Annotated in this window: 19 protein-coding genes; 15 read left to right on the forward strand and 4 right to left on the reverse strand. The window is 69.6% G+C overall.

Going from position 1 to position 19,052, the window contains the following annotated elements:
• Nucleotides 1–56: 56 nt before the first annotated feature.
• Both ACIBSV_RS28205 and ACIBSV_RS28210 read right to left on the reverse strand, forming a co-directional pair.
• The gene (locus ACIBSV_RS28205) at nt 57–1,088 is read right to left on the reverse strand and encodes an alanine racemase (protein ID WP_395867795.1); all 1,032 of its coding nucleotides are present in this window, start codon (nt 1,086–1,088) and stop codon (nt 57–59) included.
• Nucleotides 1,089–1,221: 133 nt separating this feature from the next.
• Nucleotides 1,222–2,340, reverse strand: coding sequence for a lipid II:glycine glycyltransferase FemX (locus ACIBSV_RS28210; RefSeq protein ID WP_395867797.1), 1,119 nt, complete (start codon nt 2,338–2,340; stop codon nt 1,222–1,224).
• Nucleotides 2,341–2,582: 242 nt separating this feature from the next.
• On the opposite strand from ACIBSV_RS28210, the gene urtA reads away from it, so the two are divergent.
• From urtA to urtE, 5 genes are all read left to right on the forward strand, one after another.
• Nucleotides 2,583–3,827 carry an urea ABC transporter substrate-binding protein gene (urtA, locus tag ACIBSV_RS28215; RefSeq protein WP_395867799.1) on the forward strand — a complete coding sequence of 415 codons (1,245 nt, stop codon included), beginning with the start codon at nt 2,583–2,585 and terminating at the stop codon, nt 3,825–3,827.
• A 77-nt stretch (nt 3,828–3,904) separates the two neighbouring features.
• A complete protein-coding gene (gene urtB, locus ACIBSV_RS28220) occupies nt 3,905–4,798 on the forward strand; it encodes an urea ABC transporter permease subunit UrtB (RefSeq protein WP_395867801.1) in 894 nt (297 codons plus the stop codon).
• Nucleotides 4,795–5,916 carry an urea ABC transporter permease subunit UrtC gene (urtC, locus tag ACIBSV_RS28225; RefSeq protein WP_395867803.1) on the forward strand — a complete coding sequence of 374 codons (1,122 nt, stop codon included), beginning with the start codon at nt 4,795–4,797 and terminating at the stop codon, nt 5,914–5,916. The genes urtB and urtC overlap by 4 nt, the downstream gene beginning before the upstream one ends.
• Nucleotides 5,913–6,701, forward strand: coding sequence for an urea ABC transporter ATP-binding protein UrtD (gene urtD / locus ACIBSV_RS28230; protein WP_395867805.1), 789 nt, complete (start codon nt 5,913–5,915; stop codon nt 6,699–6,701). Before urtC ends, urtD begins: the two co-directional genes overlap by 4 nt.
• 8 nt (nt 6,702–6,709) lie before the next feature.
• Entirely contained in the window at nt 6,710–7,405 is a 696-nt protein-coding gene (urtE, locus tag ACIBSV_RS28235; RefSeq protein WP_395867967.1) for an urea ABC transporter ATP-binding subunit UrtE, read from the forward strand.
• Nucleotides 7,406–7,429: 24 nt separating this feature from the next.
• Here the strand turns inward: urtE and ACIBSV_RS28240 are convergent, their stop codons facing one another.
• Nucleotides 7,430–7,756 carry a hypothetical protein gene (locus ACIBSV_RS28240; protein WP_395867807.1) on the reverse strand — a complete coding sequence of 109 codons (327 nt, stop codon included), beginning with the start codon at nt 7,754–7,756 and terminating at the stop codon, nt 7,430–7,432.
• Between the two features lie 245 nt (nt 7,757–8,001).
• On the opposite strand from ACIBSV_RS28240, the gene rpsF reads away from it, so the two are divergent.
• The 9 genes from rpsF (at nt 8,002) to ACIBSV_RS28285 (ending at nt 14,357) form a co-directional block, all read left to right on the forward strand.
• Complete coding sequence (rpsF, locus tag ACIBSV_RS28245) at nt 8,002–8,292, forward strand: 30S ribosomal protein S6 (protein ID WP_020557172.1); 291 nt, start codon at nt 8,002–8,004, stop codon at nt 8,290–8,292.
• Nucleotides 8,293–8,368: 76 nt separating this feature from the next.
• Nucleotides 8,369–8,977 carry a single-stranded DNA-binding protein gene (locus ACIBSV_RS28250; protein WP_020557173.1) on the forward strand — a complete coding sequence of 203 codons (609 nt, stop codon included), beginning with the start codon at nt 8,369–8,371 and terminating at the stop codon, nt 8,975–8,977.
• A 66-nt stretch (nt 8,978–9,043) separates the two neighbouring features.
• On the forward strand, nt 9,044–9,280 hold the full coding sequence (rpsR, locus tag ACIBSV_RS28255) for a 30S ribosomal protein S18 (protein WP_020557174.1): 237 nt from the start codon (nt 9,044–9,046) through the stop codon (nt 9,278–9,280).
• Nucleotides 9,281–9,297: 17 nt separating this feature from the next.
• On the forward strand, nt 9,298–9,744 hold the full coding sequence (gene rplI, locus ACIBSV_RS28260) for a 50S ribosomal protein L9 (protein WP_020557175.1): 447 nt from the start codon (nt 9,298–9,300) through the stop codon (nt 9,742–9,744).
• A gap of 157 nt (nt 9,745–9,901) precedes the next feature.
• Nucleotides 9,902–11,446 carry a phenylacetate--CoA ligase family protein gene (locus tag ACIBSV_RS28265; protein WP_395867810.1) on the forward strand — a complete coding sequence of 515 codons (1,545 nt, stop codon included), beginning with the start codon at nt 9,902–9,904 and terminating at the stop codon, nt 11,444–11,446.
• Entirely contained in the window at nt 11,443–11,898 is a 456-nt protein-coding gene (locus tag ACIBSV_RS28270; RefSeq protein ID WP_395867812.1) for a DUF4188 domain-containing protein, read from the forward strand. Before ACIBSV_RS28265 ends, ACIBSV_RS28270 begins: the two co-directional genes overlap by 4 nt.
• Nucleotides 11,895–13,007, forward strand: a complete 1,113-nt coding sequence (locus tag ACIBSV_RS28275; protein WP_395867814.1) for a hypothetical protein — start codon at nt 11,895–11,897, stop codon at nt 13,005–13,007. Before ACIBSV_RS28270 ends, ACIBSV_RS28275 begins: the two co-directional genes overlap by 4 nt.
• A complete protein-coding gene (locus ACIBSV_RS28280; protein ID WP_395867816.1) occupies nt 13,004–13,969 on the forward strand; it encodes a hypothetical protein in 966 nt (321 codons plus the stop codon). The genes ACIBSV_RS28275 and ACIBSV_RS28280 overlap by 4 nt, the downstream gene beginning before the upstream one ends.
• A gap of 178 nt (nt 13,970–14,147) precedes the next feature.
• Nucleotides 14,148–14,357, forward strand: coding sequence for a heavy-metal-associated domain-containing protein (locus ACIBSV_RS28285; RefSeq protein WP_395867818.1), 210 nt, complete (start codon nt 14,148–14,150; stop codon nt 14,355–14,357).
• Between the two features lie 217 nt (nt 14,358–14,574).
• Here ACIBSV_RS28285 and ACIBSV_RS28290 read toward each other — a convergent pair whose 3' ends face one another.
• Entirely contained in the window at nt 14,575–15,858 is a 1,284-nt protein-coding gene (locus ACIBSV_RS28290; RefSeq protein ID WP_395867969.1) for an MATE family efflux transporter, read from the reverse strand.
• Between the two features lie 588 nt (nt 15,859–16,446).
• On the opposite strand from ACIBSV_RS28290, the gene dnaB reads away from it, so the two are divergent.
• Nucleotides 16,447–19,038 (forward strand): replicative DNA helicase, encoded by a 2,592-nt coding sequence (gene dnaB / locus ACIBSV_RS28295; protein ID WP_395867820.1) that lies wholly within the window; start codon nt 16,447–16,449, stop codon nt 19,036–19,038.
• Nucleotides 19,039–19,052 lie beyond the last annotated feature (14 nt).

A 19,052-nucleotide genomic window follows, 5' to 3' on the forward strand; every position in this document is an offset into this window, starting at 1 on the left:
GGGGGGGGGGGCCCCCCCCCCCCCCCCCCCGGCCCCCGCCTCGTCGTTCGGACGGCTCAGCGCAGGGCGATCCGGTCGAAGTGTGTCGTGGTGTGCCGCAGCGCGGCCTCCAACTCGTCGCCGGGCTTGGGCGGCGCCACGTCGTTGGCCAGGAACAGCAGGCTGACCTGCATGTGCGGCGGCTCGGCGAACCAGCGCTGCTTGCCCGCCCAGGTGAACGGGGACAACGAGCGGTTGACGGTGGCCAGGCCGGCCCGGGCCACGCCCTTGGCGCGCGGCATCACCCCGCGCACGGTCTTGGGGGCCTCCAGGCCCACACCCTGCGCGGTGCCGCCGCTGACCACCACCAGGTGCCCGTCACTGGGCGCCTTGCGCTGGCGATAGCCGAACCGCTCGCCGCGCGCGATGCGCACCACGTCCAACACCGTCCCGCGACTGGCCAGCACGTCGTGGTCGCCCAGCCACAGGTCGGTGCCGATCCGCGGCCGGAACTCGGTGTCCGGGTGCCGCTCGCGCAACGCCGCGAGCTCGGCCGCCTTCAGGTGGCTGACGTACATCGTGCGCACCGGCAGCCGCGCCGCGCGCAGCCGCTCGACCCAGCCCACCACCTCGGCCACCGGGTCGTACCCGTCCGGGTGGTCCAGCGGCAGGTGCAGCGAGAAGCCCTCCAGGCGCACGTCGTCCATCCCGGTGCGGAGCTTGACCAGCTCCTCCTCGGTGACCCCGTCGCGCTTCATCGTGGTCATGCACGCGACCACCACCCGGCAGCCCACCAGGTCCCGGGCGGCCTGCACCGAGGACACCGTGCGGATGGTGCGGTCCGGCAGCGGGACCGCCTCCTCGCCGCGCAGATACGGCGTGAGCACCAGCACCTTGCCGTCGAAGTGGTCCTTGACCACCGCGGCCTCGTACGTGGTCCCCACGGCCACGGTGTCCACGCACATCCGGGTGGCCTCCTCGGCCAGCCTGGGATTGGTGAACCCGTACCCGTTGCCCTTCATCACCGGTACGAGACCGGGGAACGTGTCGCGTACCTCGTCCTGGTGCTTGCGCCAGCGGGCGGCGTCGACGTAGAGCGTGAGCGACATGGGCGCTTCGGGGCCTTCCGTGTGCGGGGCTTGCCCTTGGGAACACAGGGCGGAGGCGGGGGACACGCGACGCCGGCCGCGTCACGATGATCATCACGTAACAGCCGACGACACAGGTGCCGCCGGCGTTGCGTCAGCGACGCGACATGTACATGTCGAGTGCCTTGTGCAGCATCTTGTTGAGCGGGAAGTCCCACTCGCCGAGGTATTCGACGGCCTGGCCGCCGGTGCCGAGCTTGAACTGGATGAGACCGAAGAGGTGGTCGTTCTCGTCCAGGGTGTCGCTGATGCCGCGCAGGTCGTACGCCGAGGCGCCGAGCGCGTACGCGTCGCGCAACATCCGCCACTGGATCGCGTTCGAGGGACGCACCTCGCGCTTGTGGTTGGCCGAGGCGCCGTACGAGTACCAGACGTGGTCGCCCACCGTGACCATCGTGGTGGACGCGAGCACCTCGCCCTCGTGCTTGGCCAGGTACAGCCGCATGCGTTCGGGGTCCTCGGCGTTGAGCGCCTTCCACATGCCCTGGAAGTAGGCCAGCGGGCGCGGCGTGAAGTGGTCGCGCACGGCGGTGACCTTGTAGACCTCGTGGAAGACGGGCAGGTCGTCGTAGCCGCCCTGGACCACGTCGACGCCGGCCTTCGTGGCCTTCTTGATGTTGCGTCGCCACAACTGGTTGAAGCCCGCGTGCACGTCGTCGAGGCTGCGCCGGACCAGCGGCACCTGGAACACGTAGCGCGGCTGCACGTCGCCGAAGCCGGCGCCGCCCGACGCGTCCTGCTGCCAGCCCAGGCCGCGCAGTTGCCGCTCCAGCTCCGCGCCGCGCTCGTCGGTCCAGTCCGGGGTCAGATCGCGCAGTCGGTTCGCCGACTTGGCCGCGATCGCCTTCTTGATCGTGTCCGCCTCCCAGCGGGCGATCACCACCGGCGGGCCCATCTTGACCGAGAACGAACCGCGGCTCTTGAGATGCGCGAGCATCGGGTCGAGCCACTTGCGCAGATCGCCGTCGAACCAGTCGATGACCGGCCCCTCCGGCATGTACGCGAGATAGCGCTTTATCTTCGGCAGTTGCCGGTACAGCACGAGTGCCGCGCCCACCACCGCGCCCGATTCGTCGATCCAACCGATGCTCTCGGACCGCCACTCACTCTTCACCGCGCCCCAGGAAGGGCACTGAAGAAAGCTCACGGAGGGCCTGCCCTTGATGAAGGCGAGATGCTCCTCGGCGGTGAGCGTCCTCAGGCGCAAAGACATGTAAGAGCTCCTCGAAATCGGTTCGGCCGTGACAGAGGTTACTGCGCCTTTGGGCGCTATGGATCGTGCCGGGCGGCACACGCGGGACGGTACGCGAACAATTCGGTCTTTCGGCGTCGAAACAGACGCTTGACCGTGTCAGTAATCAGCAATCGTCGCTTAACAATCGCGACTCGGCGGGGAAACCGCGTCTCGCCAGACTCCGGTACGTCATCCCCCGGAACCGAAAGAGTCCCGGCATCGTGCGGAAAATCACGGTTTACCGACCCTGGGCGCGCGTCGCCGCCCTGTCGCTGGCCGCCCTGCTCGTCACCTCCTGCGCCGCCGACGAGAGCACCGCGAAGAAGGGTGCCGCCGGTCCGGACGTCGGCGGGGACTCGATCAAGGTCGGAGTGCTGCACTCGCTCAGCGGCACCATGGCCATCTCCGAGGTGACCGTGAAGAACTCGGTCCTGCTCGCGATCGACGAGATCAACGCCAAGGGCGGCGTGCTCGGCAAGAAGATCTCACCGGTCACCGAGGACGGCGCCTCCGACTGGCCGACCTTCGCCGAGAAGGCGCAGAAGCTGATCTCCCGGGACCGGGTCGCGGTGACCTTCGGCGGGTGGACCTCGGCGAGCCGCAAGGCGATGTTGCCGGTGTTCGAGAAGAACCGACAACTGCTCTTCTACCCCGTGCAGTACGAGGGACTGGAGAGCTCGCCGTACATCTTCTACACCGGGGCGACCACCAACCAGCAGATCGTGCCGGGCCTGGACTACCTCAAGAGCCAGGGCAAGAAGAAGATCTTCCTGGTCGGCAGCGACTACGTCTTCCCGCGCACCGCCAACAAGATCATCAAGGCGTACGCGAAGGCGAACGGCATGGAGGTGGTCGGCGAGGAGTACACGCCGCTGGGCCACACCGAGTACAGCACCCTGATCAACAAGGTCGAGTCGGCCAAGCCCGACGCGGTGTTCAACACCCTCAACGGCGACAGCAACGTGGCCTTCTTCAAGCAACTGCGCGGCAACGGCGTCGGCGCGGCGAGCATGCCCGTGCTCTCGGTCAGCGTCGCCGAGGAGGAGGTCCGGGGCATCGGCCCGGACAACATCGTCGGTCAGCCGGTCGCCTGGAACTACTACCAGAGCACCGAAACCCCGCGGAACACCGAATTCGTCGCCGCCTACAAGGCCAAGTACGGCGCGGACAAGGTCACTTCGGACCCGATGGAGGCCGGCTACAACTCGGTCCACCTGTGGAAGGCCGCGGTCGAGAAGGCACAGAGCTTCGATCCCGAGGCGGTGAAGAAGGCCGCGGACGGCGTCTGGATCGACGCGCCCGAAGGCCGGGTCACCATCGACGGCGCGACCCAACACGTGCACAAGACCGCGCGGATCGGTGTGGTCCAGCCGGACGGCCTGATCAAGGAGGTCTGGAACTCCGGGGCGCCGATCAAGCCGGATCCCTACCTCAAGGCCTATCCGTGGGCCTCGGGCCTGTCCTAGTCGGGTGACGCGGCCGGTCCGGCGACGCGACCCGGGAGACAGGCACAGGGGACCACGGAGACAGGAGGTATCACCCGGTGCACGCATTCCTGAACCAATTGCCGATCGGCCTCGCGATCGGCGCCGTCCTGCTGCTGATCGCGCTCGGCCTGACCTTCACCTTCGGTCAGATGGGCGTGATCAACATGGCCCACGGCGAATTCATCATGGCCGGCGCCTACACCGCGTACATGGTGCAGGCGCCGGTGGCGGCACTCGGTCTGAAGGGTCAGGCCGTACCGGTCGCCCTCCCCGTGGCGTTCGTGGTCGCGGGCACCATGGGACTGATCCTGGAGCGGGTGCTGATCCGCCGCTTCTACGGCCGGCCGCTGGACACGCTGCTGCTCACCTGGGGCGTGTCGCTGGTGCTCCAGCAGGTCGCGCGGGATCTGTTCGGTGCCCCCAACGTCCAGGTGGTGGCGCCCGATTGGCTGGTCGGCGGGAACGAGGTGTTCGGCGTCCGGATCCAGTACGCCCGGGTGTTCATCCTGGTGCTGGCGCTGCTCTGCGTGGCTGCGATCCGGATCTACCTGGACCGCACCCGCCAGGGTCGGCGGATGCAGGCGGTGATGCAGAACCGCCGGCTCGCCGCGTGCGGCGGGATCGACACCGGGCGGGTGGACCAGCGCACCTTCTTCATCGGATCCGGCCTGGCCGGCGTGGCCGGTGTCGCGCTGACCCTGGTCGGCCCGGTCGGGCCCTCGCTCGGCACGTACTACATCGTCGACGCGTTCCTGGTGGTCGTGGCGGGTGGGCTGGGCCGGCTGGAGGGCGCGGTGATCGCGGCCTTCGCGCTGGGCCTGATGAACAGCTACCTGGAGTACTGGTCGGACGCCTCGCTGGCCAAGGTGCTGGTCTTCGCGGTCGTCATCGGCTTCCTGCAACTGCGTCCGCAGGGCCTGTTCGTGCTGCGCTCGCGGGCGCTGACGTGAGCGGCCGCGCGGGCGGACGATGGGCCCGATCCGAGAACTGGCGCGGGACGGTCGGCTTCATCGCCACCGCCCTGCTCGTGTTCGCCGTCGCACCCGCGACGTTGAGTCCCTTCCGCCTCGAACTCCTGGCCAAATACCTGTGCTTCGCGATCGCCGCGCTCGGCATCGGGCTGGCCTGGGGCAAGGGCGGGATGTTGACCCTGGGCCAGGGGGTGTTCTTCGGCCTCGGCGGCTACGCGATGGCGATGCACCTCAAACTCGCCGAGGCGGGTCCCGGGCAACTGCCCGACTTCATGGTCTGGAGCGGGGTCGACCGACTCCCGATGGTGTGGGAGCCGTTCCGCCAACCATGGTTCGCCCTGGCCATGGTGGTGCTGCTGCCGGGCACCGTCGCCGCGCTGCTGGGCCTGCTGGTCTTCGGCCGTCGGGTACGCGGTGCCTACTTCGCCATCCTCACCCAGGCGCTCGCCGCCGCGTTCACCATCTGGCTGGTCGGTCAACAGGCCCTGACCGGCGGCACCAACGGGCTGACCGACTTCGGCACCTTCTTCGGCCTGGACCTGGCCGCCGACGCGGACCGGCGCACGTTGTACTTCGTCGTGGCGATCGTGCTCGGCCTGCTCTATCTGGGCTTTCGGCAGGTCGTGGCGAGCCGGTTCGGCCGGCTCCTGGTGGCGGTGCGCGACGGCGAGGACCGGGTGCGCTTCCTGGGCTACGACCCGGCGCTGGTCAAGACCGTCGCCTTCACCCTGTCCGCGATCTCCGCGGGCATCGCCGGCGCGCTGTTCGTTCCGGTGGTCGGCATCATCTCGCCCGCCCTGCTGGGGGTGGTGCCCTCGCTGGAACTGGTCTTCGCGGTCGCGGTCGGCGGTCGGTACGCGTTGGCCGGCGCGATCCTGGGCGCGGTCCTGCTCAACTACGCCAAGACCACGTTCTCGGAGAACTACGCGGACGGCTGGCTCTACCTCCAGGGCGTCCTGTTCATCGTGGTGATGGCGTTCGCGCCCAAGGGTGCCCTCGGCCTGGTCGGGCAGATCCGGGACACGATCGCCCGCCGCCGCTCGACGCGCACGAGTGCGCCGGCGCGCCCCCGTACCGCCGAGGAGGTGTCCGGATGAGCGAGCCACTGCTGAGCGTGCGGGGTCTGGGTGTGGTGTTCGGCGGATTCCGCGCGATCGACGGCGTCGACCTGACCGTCGAGGAGGGCGAGCTGCGCTTTCTGATCGGTCCCAACGGGGCGGGCAAGACCACCCTGATCGACATCGTCACCGGTCTGACCCGGCCCACCGAGGGCAGCGTGCGCTTCGCCGGCACCGAGTTGGTCGGCCGGCGCGAGCATCAGGTGGTCCGGGCGGGCATCGGTCGCACCTTCCAGACCGCGGTGGTCTTCGAGGAATTGACCGTCGAGGAGAACGTCGACCTGGCCGGCTCGTTCCGGCTCGGCCTGCACCGTCTGCTGCGACGACGGCGCGGACGCGGCACCGCGGTCGAGGCGGCGCTGGCGGACACCGGCCTGATCGACCTGGCCGACCGCCCGGCCGGCGTGCTCTCGCACGGGCAGCGGCAGTGGCTGGAGATCGCCATGCTGCTCGCCCAGGAGCCGCGCCTGCTGCTGCTCGACGAGCCGGTGGCGGGCATGTCCCGGGACGAGCGCGAGCGCACCGGCGCACTGCTGACCGCGATCGCCCGGGACCGCACGGTGATCGTGGTCGAACACGACATGGAGTTCGTCCGCACCTACGCGTCCACGGTGACGGTGCTGCACGAGGGGCGGGTGCTCACCGAGGGCGACATGGCCTCGGTCCAGGCGGATCCGACCGTGCGGGAGGTCTATCTCGGCCGCTCGCGCGAGGCGCGGACCCGGACGGCCGGCGAGGCCCACGAGCGGGAGGCGGTGTCCTGATGGACGCGATGTTGGAGGTGGCCGGCCTGGAGGCCGGCTACGGCCGGGCCCGGGTGTTGTTCGGCGTCGACCTCACCGTTGCCGCGGGCTCGCTCGTGTGCGTCATGGGCCGCAACGGCGTCGGCAAGACCACGCTGCTCGAAACGATCATGGGCGTGTTGCCGGTACGCGCCGGCCGAATCCGGTTCCGCGGCCGCGACATCACCCGGCTGCCGACCCACGAGCGGGTCCGGCTGGGCCTGGGCTACGTGCCGCAGGGGCACGAGAGCTTCGACCGGCTCAGTGTGCGGGAAAACCTGCGGGTGACCCGGGAGGCGAGCGGCGGCCGGGACGCGGGCGTGCCGGACGAGGTGTTGGATCTGTTCCCGCGTCTGCGCCCGCTGCTGAACCGACCCGCCGGCTTCCTCTCCGGCGGCCAGCAACAACAGCTCGCCATCGCCCGCACCCTGGTCACCGAACCGGCGATGCTGATCCTGGACGAGCCCACCGAGGGCATCCAGCCCTCGATCGTGACCGAGATCGAGGACGTCATCGAGCGGCTGCACCGCGAGCGCGGCCTCGCGGTGCTGCTCGTCGAGCAGTATCTGGACTTCGCGGAGCGCCTGGCGGACCGCTTCACGGTCCTGGACGCGGGCGTCGTGGTGCGCGAGGGCGCCGGCCGCGAACTGGCCGAACCGGAGATCCGGCGACTGCTGGCCGTGTGAGTCGCCGGATACGGGTGCGGGTGCTCAGTACAGTCCGCCGTGGAACATGTTCATGAACAGGGCGACGGCGGACACACCCAGCGCGAGCACCGTGACCACACGCTCCGCGGTGGTCGCCGAGAACATCTGACTGACCAGTCCGGTCAGCACGCCCGCGAGCGCGGTCCACGCGCCCAGGATGTGCATCCCCTCGAAGAACGCGCAGATGCCCGCCACCAGCGCGAACAGCACCACCGCGGCCACCAGCGCGTTCTCGCGCGGATGGGCACGGCCGTCGGAGTTGAGGGTCAGCCGGGGCCGGTGCGCTCCCGCGGTCGCGGCGGTTCCCGTACGGCGGATCGTATGTGCCATCACGCACCTCCGGTGAGTGACTGCGGTACGGACCTTTTGTCCGTATATCCATCCCCCAGGGTGACGGGCGTCATGCTCGGATTTCAAGAGTGTGTGTGGGGCCGGGTACGCTGTACCGTCCGCTGCCTTCTCGGCACCCCCGTGCGTTTTCGGATCGGGGGCCGCCTTGGCGTGGCGGCATTTACGCAAGCCCTCCTGCCACGGAGATTCCGTGGCCGATCAGTCCACAGGAGGTGGGTGTTCACATGCGTAGCTACGAACTCATGGTCATCCTCGACGCGGACCTCGAAGAGCGCGCGGTCACGCCGCTGCTCGAGCAGTTCCTCAATGTCATCCGCAACGACGGTGGCAAGGTCGAGAAGATCGACACGTGGGGCCGTCGCCGGCTCTCGTACGAGATCAAGAAGAAGTCCGAGGGCATCTACGCCGTCGTGGACCTGGCCGCGGAGCCCGCGACCGTCAAGGAACTCGACCGTCAGATGAACCTCAACGAGTCGGTGCTGCGGACCAAGGTCCTGCGCCCCGACCAGCGCTAGTCCGAGCTCGCGCGCACCACCAACCACACCGCACGTCGAAACGCAGCACTGCGCTGAAATCAGCGAAGGGGTCAGCATGGCAGGCGAGACCATCATCACTGTTGTCGGAAACCTGACTGCCGACCCGGAACTGCGCTTCACGCCCAGCGGTGCCGCTGTCGCGAACTTCACCGTGGCGTCCACGCCGCGCACGTTCGACCGTCAGACGAACGAGTGGAAGGACGGCGAAGCGCTGTTCCTCCGTTGTTCGGCCTGGAAGCAGCTGGCGGAGAACGTCGCGGAATCCCTCCAGCGCGGCACGGGCGTCATCGTCCAGGGCCGGCTGAAGCAGCGGTCCTACGAGACCAAAGAGGGCGAGAAGCGCACCGTCGTGGAGCTCGAGGTCGACGAGATCGGCCCGACCCTGAAGTGGGCCACCGCCAAGATCACCAAGACCAGCCGCGGAGGCGGCGGCCAGGGTGGTTACGGCGGCGGTCAGCAGCAGGGCGGTGGCGGTTACGGCGGCCAACAGGGCGGCGGACAGCAGGGTGGCGGTGGCTACGGCGGCCGTCCCCAGCAGGGCGGTGGCGCACCCGCCGACGACCCGTGGGCCACTCCCGCAGGGGGCGGCCAGCAGCAGGGCGGCGGCGGCGCGGGGGGCTGGGGTCCCCCGCCGGGCGGCTACTCGGACGAACCCCCCTTCTAGGCCGCAAGGCCGAGGGATCGGTTCGCACCCCGAGCTGAAGACTTCTGAAACGATCTGGAGAGCACAATGGCGAAGGCGCCTGCGCGCAAGCCTAAGAAGAAGGTCTGCGTGTTCTGCAAGGAGAAGATCTCCTATGTGGACTACAAGGACACCAACCTGCTGCGGAAGTTCATCTCCGACCGCGGGAAGATCCGCGCTCGTCGCGTGACCGGTAACTGCACGCAGCACCAGCGTGACGTCGCCGTGGCTGTCAAGAACAGCCGCGAGATGGCGCTGCTGCCGTACACCAGCACTGCTCGCTGAGAAAGGGTGATCTTGTCATGAAGCTCATCCTCACCCACGAGGTGACCGGTCTCGGTGAGCCCGGCGACATCATCGAGGTCAAGGACGGCTACGGCCGCAACTACCTCATCCCGCGCGGCTACGCGATCCGCTGGAGCCGTGGCGGCGAGAAGGACGTGGCGGCCATCCGTCGCGCCCGCAAGGTCCGCGAGATCCGCACGCTCGACCAGGCCGCCGAGGTCAAGGGTCAGCTCGCGGGTCTCAAGGTGACGCTCCAGACGCGCGCCGGCGAGACGGGCCGACTCTTCGGCTCGGTCACCGTCGCGGACGTCGTGTCGGCCATCAAGGCCGCCGGCGGTCCGGACATCGACAAGCGTCGCGTCGAGATCGGTACGCCGATCAAGACCGTCGGGTCGCACCGCATCACGGTCCGCCTCCACCAGGAGGTTTCGGCCGCGCTCGACCTCGACGTCGTGCCCGCCTGACCTGAAGCACCCGAACGGCCCGACCCCTTCCGGGGTCGGGCCGTTCGGCGTTTCCGAGTAGTCGACTGAGTAGTGGTACTCATGTCCCGAACACCCCTTCCGTCGCACGCTGGAGACACACGCCGGGCGGTCCGGCGGGGCAAAGGGGCGGACGGTCATGGCCAGGTTCATCCGACAGTGGTTGCTGCGTGTGGTCAGCTTCGCGCTGACCGGTCTGTATCAGCTCTACCGCGTCCATCCCGTCGTCTGGCGCTGGACCGCGCGCAACTATCGGCCGTGGATGCAGCGGTTCGCCCGCCGGCACGCGTGGATGACCTGCCAGTTCGCCGCGCTCGACGTGCCCGCGTACCGCGACTTCCTGCGCCGGCACCGTTGGCGCTTCCGCTGGTTCGACCTCACCTCCTACCCGGAGACGTCCAAGGAGAACTACGTCAAGGCGTACCCCGAGGACACCCGGTGCTGGCTGGGCACGCTGGAGGTGGCCGGGACGGTCGTGGACGAGTCCTCCGGCTCCTCCGGGACACCGCACAACTGGCTGCGCTCGCGGCGCGAACTCAAGTCGGTGCACCGCAACGTGGCCGGCTACACCTCGCTGGTGTTCCCCCGACGCAAGTTGTTCGTGATCAACGCCTACTCGATGGGCGCGTGGGCCACCGGGACCAACACCGGCATCGCGATGGCCCGGGTGGCGATGGTCAAGAACACCGGGCCCGACATCGACAAGATCGTGGACACGCTGCGCCACTTCGGGCCGCGCTTCACCTACCTGGTCACCGCGTACCCGCCCTTCCTCAAGCATCTGCGCGACCGGCTCGACGCCGAGGGCTTCGACTGGCGGCGGCACGCGATGTACGGCTTCGTCGGCGGCGAGGGCATGACCGAGGCGTTGCGCGACTATCTGGAGGAGCGGTTCGTCAAGGTGCGCTCGGGCTACGGGGCCTCGGACCTGACCATCGGGATGGCCGGCGAGAGCGACGCGACGGTGTGGCTGCGCAAGCGGCTGCTGACCGACGAGCGGCTGCGGGCGCGCGTGCTCGGGCCGGACGAGGGGCGGGTGCCGATGGTGTTCCAGTACAACCCGCTGGAGACGTACCTGGAGACCAACGCCGACGACGAGGTGATCTGCACGATCAACTCGACCGCGGTGATGAGTCCCAAGGTGCGCTACAACATCGGCGACGAGGGCCGGCTGCTGACCTTCGCCGAGGTCGAGGAGATGATCCGGCCGGACGCGCAGGCCTGGGTCGGCTGGGAACGCGCGGCGCGGGTCGAGGGCATGCGGCTGCCGATGTTGCTGCTGTTCGGGCGCAAGGACAGCACGATCTCCTACATGGGCGCCAACATCTATCCGCAGGACGTCGAGTACGGGCTCTATCAGGACAACCCGATGGCGGCGCACCTGGAGGGTTTCTGCCTGACCGTCGACGAGTACGCCGACCTGGAGAGCCGGCCCGTGGTCAACCTCCAACTGCGCGACGGGACCTCGCTCGACGACGCGGACCGGGAGAAGCTTGCCCGGGTGTGCCGGGAGGGTGTGGTGCGCCATCTGGCTCGGGTCAGCCGGGATTTCGCCCAGTCGCTCGCGGAGGACCCGACGGCGGCCGACGTGCGGGTGCTCGTACACGACTTCGGCACCGGGCCGTTCCTGCACGGCACCACCAAGATCAAGAACGTCTACCTCGTGGAGGGGGAGCAGCGATGAGGACCACCGACTTCTCGGCGGCACCGCCGCAGGCGCGCGGCGAGGCGTTGTTCATCGGAGCCACGCACTACAGCGGGCTGCGGTCGTTGTTGTCGTTGGCCCGGCCGTGGTTGCGGATGGTGCGCACGATGAAGCGCATGGAGGGCTACCGCTGGCACAAGGTCTACCGCCAGGGCCCGTTCACACTCGGTACGGTCGCGGTGTTCGCGGATCAAGACGCGATGTTGCGGTTCGCCCGTTCCCAGGCGCACCGCGACCTGATGTGCTGGATGACCGATCACGACGACCGCAACGGCACGGCGGGCTTCATCCGGCTCTTCGACGCGCAGCCGGCCGGCTACAGCAACGGCGAGTGGCGGGCCGAGGGCGACGGCATGGCGCACATCGAGGAGTTCACCCCGATCGGCCGCGAGGAGACCGGCGCGCCGGTGCACCGGAAGGCGAAGTCGTGATACCGACGGTGGAGCGGGTCGAGTCCCGGCGCGCGCTGCGCGACTTCTGCGAACTCCCGCTCCGGCTGCACCCGAAGGACCGCTACGTACCGGTTTTGCGCGGTCAGGTGCGGCAGTGGCAGCGGGCCGGGATCGAGTTGTACGTGGTGCGGGATCGGGCCGGGCGCGTCGTGGGGCGGACCTGCCTGCACACCGACGGGCGCTTCGACGCCAAATTGCGCGGGCGGCATCAGCTCTTCGGGCTCACCGAGTTCAGCGACGATCCCGAGGTGTTCGCCGTCCTGGTGGACCTGATGGAGCGGCGGGCCGCGCGGGCCGGTCGCGACCGCCTGTTCGGACCGGTGGCGCTGTTGCCGAACCAGACCGGCGGGGTGATCACCTCCGGGTTCACCGAGCGCGGCTTCGTGGACTCGGCGTGGAATCCGGCGCGTTATCCCGAGACCTACGAACGGGCCGGCTTCGCGAGGAGGTTCTCCGCCTCCACCTGGATCTGCCCGGATCTGCGCGAGCGCACCGACGACCCCGACGAGACGTACGTGTTCGACGACGCGCGGATCGCCACCGAGCGGTTGGTGATCCGGCGCGGATCACGTCGTCGGCTGGCCGAGCAACTGCCGATCCTGCACTCGATGTTGAACGCGAGCTTCGGGCAGCTCGGCTACTACACGCCGATCGAACTCGACGAACTGCGGGCGCAGACGGACGGCTTGGCGCATCTGTTGGACGAGTCGCTGCTGCTGTGGCTGGAGCGGGCGGGCGAGCCGATCGCGTTCACCCTCGCGGTGCCGGACATCTCGGAGTTCCTGATGCGGATCGGCGGCGATCTGCACCTGGGCAACCAGCTACGTCTGCTGGCCACGCGCGGGCGCCATCGCCGCGAGGCCGTGCTGATCATCAAGGGGACCGTGCCGGCGGCCCAGGGGCGCGGCTATCTGACGCTGCTCGCGCGCGAGCAGTACCGGGCGCTGCGGGCGGGCGGCTACCACGCGTTGCGCAGCACCTGGGTCGAGGACGACAACAAGGCCTCGGCGGCGCAGTATCGCCGGATCGGCGGACGCGAGCTGCACGGGCATACGTTCTACGTGCGATCGCCGGGGAGCGCGTCGTGAGCGGGCAACTCGAGGAGCTGTTGAGGGCGGCCGGGCGGGCGCCGAGCGCGCACAACACCCAGCCGTGGACGGTGTCGCCGAGCGGCGCCCTGGGTTACGCGCTGTCCTGGGACGCCGCGCGCGAGCTGCCGGTCGGCGACCCCACCCGGCGGGACCTGTTCCTGGCACTCGGGGCGTTCACGGAGGCGTTCCTGATCGCGTCGGCGGACCTGGGCGTGCCGCTGCGGGTGGAGTGGACCGGCGCGTCGGAGCGGGGCCCGGTGGCTCGTTTCGTGCGGGCGTACGAGTGTCATCCGACGCCGTTCACGGCGGCGGACCTGGCGGGGCGGCGCAGCGCGCGCGGGGCGTACGAGCCGGGGGCGCTGCCGGACGCGGTGTTCGCGGAGGCGGGCGACGCGTTCGCCGGGTCGGCCGGGCTGTGGCGCGGCGGGACCCGGGCGCTGGCGCCGTTGTCGGAGGAGGCGGACCGGTGGTTGTTCGCGGATCCGGCGCTGGTCGCCGAGTTGCGGCGGTGGTTGCGGCTGCGGCCGGTGCCGGCCGGGCACCCGGACGCGCGGGACGGGCTGACCGGGCCGGCGCTCGCGCTGTCCCGGGTCGAGGAGCGGGCGTTGCGCGCGGCGCTGAGTCCGGCCGCCCATCGGGTGCTGCGCCGGGTCGGGTTGGCCCGGGCGTTGGCGGCGGCGTCGCGGGGGGTGATGCGCTACGACGGAACCGTGCTGGTGGTGACCGCGCCGACGGTGCCCGCCGAGCCGAAGGACCTGCTCGAAGCGGGGCGGGGGCTGTTGCGCTGCTGGTTGACGTTGGCCCGGCACGGGTACGCGACGCATCCGCTCAGCCAGCTCATCGACTGCGGGCGCACCTGCGGGGAGTTGGCGGATCGGGTGGGGGCGGTTCCGTGGGCGGTGTTTCGGGTCGGACGGCCGGTGCGGGAACCGGTGCGGTCCGCGCGGCGGACTGACTGAGCGGGGGCGACACCGGGTGGGCGGGCGTGATCCGGGCGGGCGGTGGAGTTCGGGCGGTGGGGTGGTCGGAATCCCACGGACGGGTGGGTCCGGCGACTTGCCTGGATACCCTAGGGGGGTATAAATTCATCGTCGTGGGGCCGATCATGGTCCTCGTATCGACGAAAGGATCACCGTCATGAGCACCGCCACCTTCACCGTCAGCGGGATGACCTGCGGCCACTGCGTATCGTCCGTCACCGAGGAGGTCTCCGAGGTCTCGGGCGTGACCGACGTCAAGGTCGAGTTGGCCTCCGGCCTGGTGACCGTGACCTCCGAGGCGCCCGTGGACGCGGACGCGGTGCGCGCGGCCGTCGTGGAGGCGGGCTACGAGGTCGTCGGGGCGTGAGTCCGAGCCGGCGGTGTTCGTGGTCGGCAACCCACCGCGACTGCGCCGGTTCACGTCGACGGCGGGCATGCCCGGCGTCGGGGACGCGACGGGGACGGGGTGCGGGAGTCGGCGGCGCGTCGAGGTCCGGCCTTCCGGCCCCGGTCGGATGTTCGCGAAGCCCGGTCCGGCCGCTCTCGGCCCGACCGCCGTGCGTGCCGCCAGGGTGTGCCCGACCTCAGCGTTTGCCCGTCACCAGCCACGCGTCGCCGTGCGCGCGCCGGCCGAGCACGACCAGGCGGGTGAGCATGAACGTGCCGATCGCCCACCACCAGACCGCGATCAGGCCGCCGCCCAGGGCCAGTACGGTGCCCAGCACCGCGCAGAAGACGGCCAGCACGATCGGCATGGTGAGCGCGAGGTAGCGGCCGTCGCCCGCGCCTATCAACACTCCGTCCAGCACGAACACCGCGCCGGCGAGCGGCTGGAGCACGGCGACCGCGAGCAGCGTGCCCGCCAGCAGGTCGCGCACCGCCGGGTCGGCGGTGAACAGCGGGATGTACAGCGGGCGGGCCAGGACCACCACGATCGCGAACGACACGCCGGTCCAGACCCCCCACACCAGCATCCGGCGAGTCGCCGCGCGGGCCCCGGCCGCGTCCCCGGCGCCCAGCGCCCGGCCCACTATCGCCTGGGCCGCGATGGCCAGGGCGTCCATCGCGAAGGCGAGGAAGGTCCACACCTGCCAGGCGACCTGGTGCGTGGCGATCGAGGTGTCGCCCATGTGGGTGGCGGCCACGGTGGCCACGACGAGGATCGCGCGCAGGCTGACGGTGCGTACGAACAGCGGCGCGCCGGCGCTCGCGGACGCGCGTATGCCGGCGGGGTCCGGTCGCAACGACGCGCCGTGTCGGCGGGCGCCGCGGACGACGCGGACCAGGTAGACCAGGGCCATCCCGGTCTGCGCGAGCACCGTGCCCCACGCGGATCCGGCGATGCCCCAGTGCAGGCCGTACACGAACACGATGTTGAGCAGCAGGTTGGCGCCGAAGCCGAGTACCGCGACCACGAGCGGGGTCCGGGTGTCCTGGAGCCCGCGCAGCACGCCGGTGGCGGCGAGCACGATCAGCATCGCCGGGATGCCCAGCGAACCGATCCGCAGATAGGTCACCGCGTGCGGCGTCGCGCTGTCCGAGGCGCCGAACGCCGCGACCACCCACGGGGCGGCGACCAGGCCGACCACGAGCAGGGCGGTGCCCAGCAGTGCGGCCAGCCACAGCCCGTCCAGGCCCTGGCGGATCGCGGCGCGCGGGTCGCCCGCGCCGATCAGGCGGGCGACGGCGGCGGTGGTCGCGTAGGCGAGGAACACGCACAGGTTGACCAGGGTGGTCAGCACCGCGCCCGCGACGCCGAGGCCGGCCAACTGGGGTGTGCCCAGGCGGCCGACGATCGCCGAGTCGACGAGCACGAACAGCGGCTCGGCGACGAGGGCGAAGAAGGCGGGTATCGCCAGGCGCAAGATGTCGCGGTCGTGTGCGCGGCGCCGGGCCCGGTCGGCGGGCGCCGGCGGGGTCGCGGGCTCGCGGGTGGGCTGCTCGGTGCCGCGATCCCCGGTGCCGAGCCGCTCGGGGACGGGCGGCTCGCCGGTGGGCGGCTCTGGGGGTGGGGACGGGACCGTGGACGGCACGCGTCCACCGTAGTCATCCACAGGTAAGGGTCACAATGCGCTCCTGGTCATTACCGGCGAGCGCGGGGCGTACGCGGGTGCACACGTGGGGCGATAGCCGCATGATTCGCCCAACAGTTTTTCACATACACAGCCGGTGGATAGAGAAATCGCAGGTCAGACCGGGTTTGTGCACATGATTGCGAAGCGTTGGCGGTCGACTGCGCACAGCTTGTGCACAGCTCGACCCGCCTCTCTCCACAGGTTATCCACAGTTATCCACAGGGCCTGTGTATGACCGTCTTGGCGGTCCCAGGGTCCACCCGTACGGTGAAGGGCCGCATGCCGCGTCGTGCGGCGGAACTGTCGGCCGTGTGGCGTATGAAGGACACGGTGTATTGCGGTGCGATCTCGCGCGAGCCTTTGTGAAAGGAGACCCCGGGCATGAGCGTCTCCGAGTTCGAAGAGGCCAGGCCCGAGCCGGCCCGCGAAGGATTCGAGCGGACCCCACCCCAGGACATCGCCGCCGAACAATCGGTCCTCGGCGGCATGATGTTGTCCAAGGACGCGATCGCCGACGTCGTGGAGAACCTCAAGCCGATCGACTTCTATCGGCCCGCCCACGAACTCGTCTACAACGCGATCCTGGACCTGTACGCCCGGGGCGAACCGGCCGACGCGGTCACCGTCGCCGCCGAACTGACCAAGCGCACCGAGATCGGCCGGGTGGGCGGCGCCCCGTACCTGCACACCCTGATCTCGTCGGTGCCCACGGCGGCGAACGCCGAGTACTACGCCCGCATCGTGCGCGAACAGGCGGTGCTGCGCCGCCTGGTCGAGGCGGGCACGCGCATCGTGCAGATGGGTTACGCGGCCGACGGCGAGGTCGACGACATCGTCAACAACGCCCAGGCCGAGGTCTACAAGGTCACCGAGCAGCGCACCACCGAGGACTACGCGCCGCTGGCCGACATCATGGAGGGCGCGCTCGACGAGATCGAGGCGATCAGCTCTCGCGGCGGCCAGATGTCCGGCATCCCCACCGGCTTCACCGACCTCGACTCCCTCACCAACGGCCTCCACTCCGGCCAGATGATCGTCATCGCCGCCCGTCCGGCCATGGGCAAGGCGCTGGCGCTGGACACTCCCCTACCGACGCCGACCGGGTGGACCACGATGGGTGAGGTGCGGGTTGGCGACCTGCTGATCGGAGCCGACGGGGCGCCGACCCGGGTGGTGGCGGCGACCGAGATGTTGATCGATCGACAGTGCTACGAGGTCGAGTTCTCCGATGGTGCGGTGATCGTTGCGGACGGCGCCCACCAGTGGGTGACCCAGACCCGGGCCGAGCGTCGCGCGGTCCACGGCCGGACCGACGCGCCGGCGGTAGCCGGGACGGTCCGGACCACCGAGGAGATCGCGGCCACCGTGCGGTGCGAGACGGCCGACCGGCGGTTGAACCATGCCGTCCGGGTGGCCGCGCCCGCGCGTTTCCCGGAGCGGGACCTGATGTTGCCGCCCTATGTGCTGGGGGCCTGGTTGGGCGACGGGCACAGCGCGGGGAGCCGGTTCACCACGGCAGATCCGGAAATAATCGACAACATCGAGCGGAGCGGCATTCGAGCCGTCCCGACCGGGAGTCCCCTGCTGTACAACCTACGCCTTCCGGAACCGGCGGCCGTCGAGGAACGTGCGTGCGTGGTCTGCGGAAAGCCGTTCGTGCCCCGCACCTCGCAGGTGCGCTCGTGCGGCAAGTCCTGTGGTGGCAAGGCCAAGGCGGTCTCGGCGCCGGTCGGCGATCCGTCCTGCCCCGACTGTGGAGGACCCTCCAGCGGATTGCTGCGGTGTCAGTCCTGCCGCGACCGACACGGTACGGTTCCGGCCATCCTGCGCACGCTTGGTGTCCTGCACGACAAGCACATTCCCGAGGTCTACCTGCGGGCCTCCGAACAGCAGCGGCGCGATCTCCTCGCCGGACTGCTCGACACCGACGGGTACGTGAGCCCGAGCGGCACCGTGCAGTTCGCGGTGACCAGCCGCAGGCTCGCCAAGGGTGTTCTCGAACTCGTGCTGAGTCTGGGCTATCGCGCGACGATGCGTACGAAGCCGGTCAAGGGCCGCACTGCCGAATCGTCGGTCTGCTACCAAGTGAACTTCACGCCGGCGGACAAGGTCTTCCGGCTGCCGCGCAAGATCGCCCGGCAGAGCACCCTGGCCTACCCGACCACTCGGCTGCGCTACATCAGCGCGGTGCGGCGCGTCGACTCGGTACCGGTGCGCTGCGTGGAGGTGGACAACGACAGCCACCTCTACCTGGCGGGCCACTCGTGGATTCCCACCCACAATTCCACCCTCGGATTGGACATTGCACGTGCGTGTTCGATCAAAAACAATCTTGCGAGTGTGATCTTCTCGCTGGAGATGGGGCGCAACGAGATCATGATGCGTCTGCTGTCGGCGGAGGCTCGGGTCGCGTTGCACCACATGCGCTCGGGGAGCATGACGGACGACGACTGGACGCGGCTCTCGCGCAAGATGGGTGAGGTCACGGCGGCGCCGATGTACATCGACGACTCGCCGAACCTGTCGATGATGGAGATTCGGGCCAAGTGTCGCCGGCTCAAGCAGAAGCACGACCTGCGGCTGGTGATTATCGACTACCTCCAGCTCATGCAGTCGGGCGGCTCGCGGCGGGCCGAGAACCGCCAGCAGGAGGTCTCCGAGATGTCGCGGAACCTCAAGCTCCTGGCCAAGGAGCTGGAGGTCCCGGTGGTCGCGATGTCCCAGCTCAACCGTGGCCCGGAACAGCGCACCGACAAGAAGCCGATGGTTTCCGACCTTCGTGAATCAGGATCTATCGAACAAGATGCCGACATGGTCATTTTGTTGCACCGCGAGGACGCCTATGAGAAGGAGTCGCCGCGGGCCGGGGAGGCGGACCTGATCGTGGCCAAGCACCGTAATGGGCCGACGGCGACGATCACCGTGGCCTTTCAGGGGCACTATTCGCGGTTCGTGGACATGGCGCAGAGCTGACTGGAGGGACGGGA

The sequence above is a fragment of the Embleya sp. NPDC050154 genome (assembly GCF_044460165.1).
Classification (GTDB): Bacteria; Actinomycetota; Actinomycetes; order Streptomycetales; family Streptomycetaceae; genus Embleya.

Bases quoted from the DNA above. Each gene is read 5' to 3' on its own strand.
- ACIBSV_RS28205 (WP_395867795.1), bottom strand. From the start codon at position 1,088: ATGTCGCTCACGCTCTACGTCGACGCCGCCCGCTGGCGCAAGCACCAG.
- ACIBSV_RS28210 (WP_395867797.1), bottom strand. From the start codon at position 2,340: ATGTCTTTGCGCCTGAGGACGCTCACCGCCGAGGAGCATCTCGCCTTC.
- urtD (WP_395867805.1), top strand. From the start codon at position 5,913: ATGAGCGAGCCACTGCTGAGCGTGCGGGGTCTGGGTGTGGTGTTCGGC.
- urtE (WP_395867967.1), top strand. From the start codon at position 6,710: ATGTTGGAGGTGGCCGGCCTGGAGGCCGGCTACGGCCGGGCCCGGGTG.
- ACIBSV_RS28240 (WP_395867807.1), bottom strand. From the start codon at position 7,756: ATGGCACATACGATCCGCCGTACGGGAACCGCCGCGACCGCGGGAGCG.
- rpsF (WP_020557172.1), top strand. From the start codon at position 8,002: ATGCGTAGCTACGAACTCATGGTCATCCTCGACGCGGACCTCGAAGAG.
- ACIBSV_RS28250 (WP_020557173.1), top strand. From the start codon at position 8,369: ATGGCAGGCGAGACCATCATCACTGTTGTCGGAAACCTGACTGCCGAC.
- rpsR (WP_020557174.1), top strand. From the start codon at position 9,044: ATGGCGAAGGCGCCTGCGCGCAAGCCTAAGAAGAAGGTCTGCGTGTTC.
- rplI (WP_020557175.1), top strand. From the start codon at position 9,298: ATGAAGCTCATCCTCACCCACGAGGTGACCGGTCTCGGTGAGCCCGGC.
- ACIBSV_RS28265 (WP_395867810.1), top strand. From the start codon at position 9,902: ATGGCCAGGTTCATCCGACAGTGGTTGCTGCGTGTGGTCAGCTTCGCG.
- ACIBSV_RS28270 (WP_395867812.1), top strand. From the start codon at position 11,443: ATGAGGACCACCGACTTCTCGGCGGCACCGCCGCAGGCGCGCGGCGAG.
- ACIBSV_RS28285 (WP_395867818.1), top strand. From the start codon at position 14,148: ATGAGCACCGCCACCTTCACCGTCAGCGGGATGACCTGCGGCCACTGC.
- dnaB (WP_395867820.1), top strand. From the start codon at position 16,447: ATGAGCGTCTCCGAGTTCGAAGAGGCCAGGCCCGAGCCGGCCCGCGAA.